We start from the raw sequence: 6,330 nt of genomic DNA on the forward strand, positions 1-6,330 counted from the left end.
GGGTGGTGCGTGCCGTTGGGGCTCCTATAACGTCGAGTCTCCTTGCGCATCGTCGCTCTACCCGGGAGTTGATGGCACCGTGCCAGCCGTGAGGTGTGTGCGAGAGATTCTGGCCGCGTTGTTCGTGGTGGGTGTCTTGGTCGCATTGCCATTCCCCGCATCCGCGGCCGAGCTGCCTGCCACCGGCGCCGCCGGCGTTGAGGCGCAGGGGCAGGCGCTGCGCGACGAGGCGGGTGTGCTGGCTTCTCTTCCCGCGGCCACCTGCCCCGCCCGGCCGGGGAGGTCCCCGGGGCGGTGCGGTGGGCGGCGAGGGCGTTCGCGAGGGGCCGCGACGCGCTGTACGGTACCGGGCCGGGGGACCGGAAGGGCGGGGCGGCAGAGGTGCTACGCGGGCGGTTCCCGGGTGGCCCCCGGCCAGGCAGGGGCGAGGCCCGTGGCTCGTTCGGGCTGGTCGCCCACGTCGCTGAGGTCCAGTAGGTGCGGCTCCAGCCGGTGACGGTGCGACCGCTGGAGAGCGGCAAAGGGGTGTGAGTGGAACTGGCTGGCGGGCTTCGCCACCCTCGGACCGTCGAGGAGGCGGTGGCGGAGCAGGAGCGGTTGCGGGGGCTCGTGCGGGTCGAGTCGGCGTACGGCGTCGCGGAGTGGCGAACCGCGGCCGGGATCGACGTGGCGTACGACGACGCGTCGGGGGTGTGCGCGGCGGCGGTCGCCGTGGTGGATGTGGCGAGTCTGGACGTGGTCGATTCGGTGACCGCTGTTTCGCGGATCGAGTTCCCCTATGTCTCCGGCCTGTTGGCCTTTCGGGAGATTCCCGCGGTTGCCGCGGCGCTGCGCGAACTCGTTGATCCACCGGACGTGTGGGTGTGTGACGGTTACGGCATCGCTCATCCCCGTCGCGTCGGCCTGGCGAGTCATCTGGGGGTTCTGACGGGGATTCCGTCGTTCGGTGTGGCGAAGAATCCGCTCTATTTCCGGTGTGACGTACCGGGAGCAGAGCGGGGTTCGTCGACCCCGCTTCTGGAGGGTACGGAGGTGGTGGGACGCGCGCTTCGGACGCAGACCGGGGTGAAACCCGTGTACGTGTCCGCCGGCCACTTGATCGGCGTGGACGACGCGTGTGCGCTCACGCTCAGGCTGGCGAGGCGGTATCGCCTTCCCGAGACGACGCGGGCCGCGGACAGGCTGTGCCGCGAAGCGCTCCTGGACGCGGTGCCGCCCGGCGAGCGGACGGTGGGGGACGTCCGGGGTGCAGCGGGCTCTTGACGGAGCCTCGCCGCGGTGCCCGCCCCGCCGATTGCCCGCCCTGCGCGGCGGGCGTTCTCAGCGCGTGCCCGTGCGGGCCCGGTTGAAGCTTGCGCGGTACGCCGTGGGTGTGACGCCGACCTGCGTGGCCATGTGTTTGCGTAGCGAGTCCGCGCTGCCCAGGCCGCTCTTCTCCGCCACCTGGTCCATCGGCAGCCCGGTCGTCTCCAGCAGCTCCCTCGCTCGGTTGATACGCCGTTGGAGCAGCCACTGCAGTGGGCTCAGCCCCGTCTCCGCGCGGAAGCGGCGGGTCAGGGTACGCACGCTGGTTCCGGCGTGGCGGGCCAGGTCGGCGAGCGTGAGCGGGAGGTCGAGGCGTTCGAGGGCCCATGCGCGCGTGGGGGCGAGCGAGGTGCCGCGTTCCGGTGGCAGCGGGGTTTCGATGAACTGCGACTGACCGCCGGGTCGTACGGGAGGGACGACCGCGAGCCGCGCGACCGTGTTCGCGACCGCCGCGCCGTAGTCGACTCCGACCAGGTGCAGGCACAGATCGATCGCGGCAGCCGCGCCCGCCGAGGTGTAGATGCCGCCGTCCTCGACGAACAGGCGGTCGGGCTCCACCACGACGGCCGGAAAGCGGGTGGCGAGATCGTCGGCCAGCCCCCAGTGGGTGGTCGCGCGGCGCCCGTCGAGCAGGCCGGCCTGGGCCAGCACGAACGCCCCCGTGCACAGGGACGCGATCCGTGCGCCGCCGGCGGCCGCGTCCCGTAGCGCGTCCAGAATCTCCGCGGGGGCCTCCGCGCCGCCGCTGCCGACGGCGATCACCGTGTCGGCGCCGGCGAGCCCCTCCAGGCCGTACGGCACGACGATGTCGGGCCCGCCGACGGTCCCCATCGGCCCGGGGCGTACCGCGCAGACACGCACGTCATACTGCGGAACGCTGTTGAAGACCATCAGCGGAATCGAGACATCGAAGCTCAGCACGGGCGGCACGGCGACTGCGGCGATGCGGTGCATGGCCTGATCCTCCGGACACTTGGCATTCCGGCCAGTATCGTACGAGCCCGCGGAGCGGCACCGTCGTTCGTATGACAACTCATGTGATCGTGGGGCGCGGAGCGACCGCCTCGAAGACCGCGCTGCTGCTGGCCGAGGACGGCGAGCGGGTACGGATGATCAGCCGGACCGGCGGCGGTCCCGACCATCCCCTCGTCGAGAGGATCGCCGCGGACGCGACCGACACCGACCGGCTCACCGAGCTGGCGAAGGGTGCGGACACGCTGTTCACCACCGCCGCTCCGCCGTACCACCTCTGGCCGGAGCAGTTCCCGGTTCTGTCGGCGTCGCTGCTCGGCGCGGTGCGGCGGACGGGGGCCGCGTACGTCATGCTCGGCAACCTCTACGCGTACGGGCCGGTGGCCGGCCCGATCACGCCGGACTTCCCGCTGGCCGCGACCGGCCCCAAGGGGCGCGCCAGGGCGCGGGTCTGGGAGGAGGCCGCAGCCTCGGGGGTGAGGGTGACGGAGGTGCGGGCGGCGCAGTTCTACGGTGCCGGGGCCTACTCGGTGTTCAGCCTCATGGTGCAGGGTCAGGTCCTGGGAGGCAGGCCGGTACTGGTACCGCAGCCGCTCGACGTACCGCACAGCTACTCGGCGATCGGCGACACGGCCCGCACCCTGGTCGCGGCAAGCCGCGAGGAGGGCGCGTACGGGCGCGCCTGGCACGCGCCGACGTCGACACCGTCCGTCAGGGAACTGGCCACGCGACTCGCCGCACTCGCCGGCGCCCCGGAACCCCGTATGGCGGAGATGACCGAACGGGAGATCTCTCTGCTGGCGCTCTCGGAGCCCTTCTGGGCGGAAATGCACGAGGTACTCGTGAAGCCCGGCCACCCGTTCGTCGTCGACCACTCCGAGACCGAGCAGGTCCTCGGGGTGACCGCTACGGCGGTGGACGAGGTGTTGCGGGAGGTGGTGTAGCGGAACACGCGGATCGCGGCGGCGTGGGCCGACTGCGCCAAGGCTGAGGGCGTGGCGCCCCGTTGGCGGTGTCGACGGGGGCGCCGCCGCCTTCCGGCGCTGTGCCGAGGTCAGGCGGGGACGTCGACGATCCGAGGCGCGATGTCGTCCTCATCGATCGACTCCGCGGGTGTCCTCGCCCCGTACGGTTCGTCGACGTCCCTGAACCTCCAGACCGTGCCTCCGCGTTCGATGCATCTCCGGCGTGCTCGGTCCGCCGGTGAAAGTAAGTGTGGTGGTCTCGCGGCCGTTGAGGGTCCCGCCCTGGCTTCTCCCATCAAGTCGGGCTCGCTGCCGCGGATCCGCCCTCGGGGCCGGGCGTGCGGCGGGCGTAGGCCGGCCGTCGTGCGGCAGACCCGCAGGGAATGTGATTGCCTCCGCGCCGCACGCTGCGCATCCTGCGGGGATGCGCTTCTCCGTCAACATCCCGAACTTCGGTGACTTCGCCGACCCCCGTAACGTCGCCACCGTCGCGGCTGCCGCCGAACAGGCCGGCTGGGACGGGCTCTTCGTCTGGGACCACGTCCTGCACCGACACCACCTGGGCCGCCCCTTCGGCGACCCCTGGATGCTGCTGACCGCCGCCGCGCTGGCGACCTCCCGGCTCCGGCTGGGCCCCCTGCTCACCCCCGTCCCCCGCTACCTCCCGCAGCAGCTCGCCCGTCAGGTCGCCACCCTCGACCAGCTCAGCGGCGGGCGCGTGATCTTCGGCGCCGGTCTGGGCGGTCCCGTCGAGGACGAGTACCGCAGCTTCGGCGACACCGCCGAGCCGCGGGTGCTCGGCGAGCGGCTGGACGAGGGTCTGGACCTGCTCCAGCGCTTCTGGTCCGGCGAGCCGGTGACCCACCGCGGCCAGCACTACGAGGCCCGGGACGTGACGCTGCTGCCCGCCACGGTCCAGCAGCCCCGTCCGCCGGTGTGGATCGGTGGGTTCTGGCCCCGCCGGCCTCCCATGCGGCGGGCAGCACGGTGGGACGGCGCGGTGCCGTTGTTCGAGTCGGCCCGGCACGGTTACGTGCCGGATCTGGCCGAAGTGCGGGACCTCTTCGCGTACGTACGCGAACACCGCGCGGCGAGCGGGGCCGAGGGGCCCTTCGAGTTCGTACTCGGCGGTGCCACGCCTCCGGACGCGGCCAAGGCGAGGGACATCGTCGGCCCGCTGCACGACGCGGGCGCCACGTGGTGGGACGAGCGCCAGATCCAGACCGGCCCCGACCTGGACAGTCTGTCCGCGGTGCTGCGCCGGGTGGAGGCGGGTCCGCCGGTGGTCGCGTAGCTGGTGGGGAACGGGCCGAGGATGTCGAGGTCTCTGGCTGGGACTGCGCCGAGGCGCTGAGGATGTCGAGGTCTGGCTGGGGTTGCGCCGAGGCGCTGAGGATGCCGAGGTCTGGTGAGGACTGTGCCGAGGCGCTGAGGATGCCGAGGTCTGGTGAGGACTGTGCCGGGGCCGCCGAGATCGCCGAGGTCGGTCCCACCCAGGCTCTGTCCGGCCTGCCCGGACCCCCAGACTCCCTGGCCCCGTGTCTCACCCGCACACCCGCCCCAGGGTAGGCCGCCCCTCCGACAACGCCGTGCAGGCCGCGGCAGGGGCGGCGCTGGAGGGTGGGGGGAGTGGTGCAGTCGGGTTCGGGGGAGCGGCACCGGGTGGGGGTTGGTTGTGAGGTGGGGTGGGCGGGCTCGGCGTCGGGGTGCGGGGATGCCGAGCGCCCGGGTTCGTAGTACGGGTGGAGTGCGGATCCGGGTGCGTGGGCTTCGGCGTCGGGGTGGTGGCAGTTCGTGCCTCTGGTCGGGTGCATGTGCCTCGGTGGGCGAAAGTCTGGCTGCGCGGGTGATTTGGGATGGTTTTCTAGGTGGGTTATCGCGAGTTCGTCTCGTCCGCGTACCCATCGGCGGCCTTGGGGTGTGAATCCCGGAGCTGCGGTCGGGGTGCGCGCGTGGTGAGGCGAAGTTCGTCTCGGTGGGGTGTGCGGGGCGCTAGATCGCCGGCCTGGGGTATCCACGTGCGCGTTATGGGGCGAAACTCCGCCTCGGCGGGGGATTTGACCCGGTTGGCGGGAGGGGCTGCCCCGAGTTCGTACCGGTGGCGTGCGTGCCAGGCGGGGCCGGGGTGTGCCGGGCTCGTACGGGATCGTTCTCTGTCCTTTTTGTCGGTGGGGCGGCCTACCCTTGGGCGGGAGTGCGGGGACGTCTGACGGCTGGGGACGTCTGGCCATTGGGTGCGTCCTGGGCGCTGGCGGACAGCCGGGCGGATGTACGTGGTGGGGGCAGAAGTCGGCCCTCGGGGGCGGATCGGGTGGGGGTGGAGGGCCGTACCGCCGGTTGCTTCGGACCATCGCCGCTGACGTCGGAGCCCGGCTCTTGTGCGAACAGGCCCGCGTTTGAGGGGGGCCCAATGCAACAACCCACGTCGAGACAGCTCGTCTACGAGTCTCCCCACCCCGGCCCGGTGAGGGGAGAGGGAGACCGGGCCGTGCGCGGTGCGGGTCTGCCCGGCCCGGGGCTGCGCTCCCCGTCGCTGGCGAGTTCGCGATGCGGGCTCCCTGAGTCGCCCCCGCAGCCGGATCCGCCCGCCCCGTGCGCCCGCCCGGTACCGGGCGGGCGCACGGGCGCCCGGTACCGGGCTTGAGCCCTCGCCCCTCGCGACATCCGTGAAGGGAGCCGCCCCGGTGGCGCCTCCCCGTGGCCGCGGTGTGTCCCGTCGGCCGGGCCTTCCGGCACCCGGCCGGTGTGCCGCCCCTCGCGGCATCTGCGACATGGGCGTCTCGCGACGGCGCTTCCCCGTGGCCGCGGTGCGTCCCGCTGGCCGACCCTCCGGCACCCTGCCGGTGTCCCGTCTCTCGCGGCATCCGCGAATGGGAGCTGCCCGGTGGCGCCTCCCCGGGGCCGCGGTGCGTCCCGCCGGCCACGCTCCCCGGCACCCGGCCGGTGTCTCCCCGCGGCAGCGAAATCCGCGAACTACGGCCTCCCGACTCCCCCCGGAAGCCGGGTTGGCTTTGGCAGAGCACGTGGCCTGCCCCTCCCAGCCGCCACCGGCCCTCGTCCCCGCCACCCAGCGGCCATGCACCCACCC

The 6,330-nt window shown here is 72.8% G+C and carries 4 protein-coding genes; 3 read left to right on the forward strand and 1 reads right to left on the reverse strand.

What is annotated here, in order from left to right; genetic code table 11:
* The first annotated feature begins 531 nt into the window (after positions 1-531).
* A complete protein-coding gene (locus tag ABGA99_RS33385) occupies positions 532-1,263 on the forward strand; it encodes an endonuclease V (RefSeq protein ID WP_347581109.1) in 732 nt (243 codons plus the stop codon).
* A gap of 57 nt (positions 1,264-1,320) precedes the next feature.
* Here ABGA99_RS33385 and ABGA99_RS33390 read toward each other — a convergent pair whose 3' ends face one another.
* A complete protein-coding gene (locus ABGA99_RS33390) occupies positions 1,321-2,259 on the reverse strand; it encodes a helix-turn-helix domain-containing protein (RefSeq protein ID WP_347581108.1) in 939 nt (312 codons plus the stop codon).
* Positions 2,260-2,330: 71 nt separating this feature from the next.
* On the opposite strand from ABGA99_RS33390, the gene ABGA99_RS33395 reads away from it, so the two are divergent.
* The gene (locus ABGA99_RS33395) at positions 2,331-3,221 is read left to right on the forward strand and encodes an NAD-dependent epimerase/dehydratase family protein (protein WP_347584099.1); all 891 of its coding nucleotides are present in this window, start codon (positions 2,331-2,333) and stop codon (positions 3,219-3,221) included.
* Positions 3,222-3,666: 445 nt separating this feature from the next.
* Entirely contained in the window at positions 3,667-4,536 is an 870-nt protein-coding gene (locus tag ABGA99_RS33400; RefSeq protein ID WP_347581106.1) for an LLM class flavin-dependent oxidoreductase, read from the forward strand.
* The last annotated feature ends 1,794 nt before the right edge of the window (positions 4,537-6,330 follow it).

This window comes from Streptomyces sp. B5E4 (assembly GCF_039871555.1).
Classification (GTDB): domain Bacteria; phylum Actinomycetota; class Actinomycetes; order Streptomycetales; family Streptomycetaceae; genus Streptomyces.

Excerpts from the sequence above, each read along its gene's own strand:
- ABGA99_RS33390 (WP_347581108.1), bottom strand. The coding sequence starts at position 2,259 with ATGCACCGCATCGCCGCAGTCGCCGTGCCGCCCGTGCTGAGCTTCGAT.
- ABGA99_RS33400 (WP_347581106.1), top strand. The coding sequence starts at position 3,667 with ATGCGCTTCTCCGTCAACATCCCGAACTTCGGTGACTTCGCCGACCCC.
- ABGA99_RS33395 (WP_347584099.1), top strand. The coding sequence starts at position 2,331 with ATGACAACTCATGTGATCGTGGGGCGCGGAGCGACCGCCTCGAAGACC.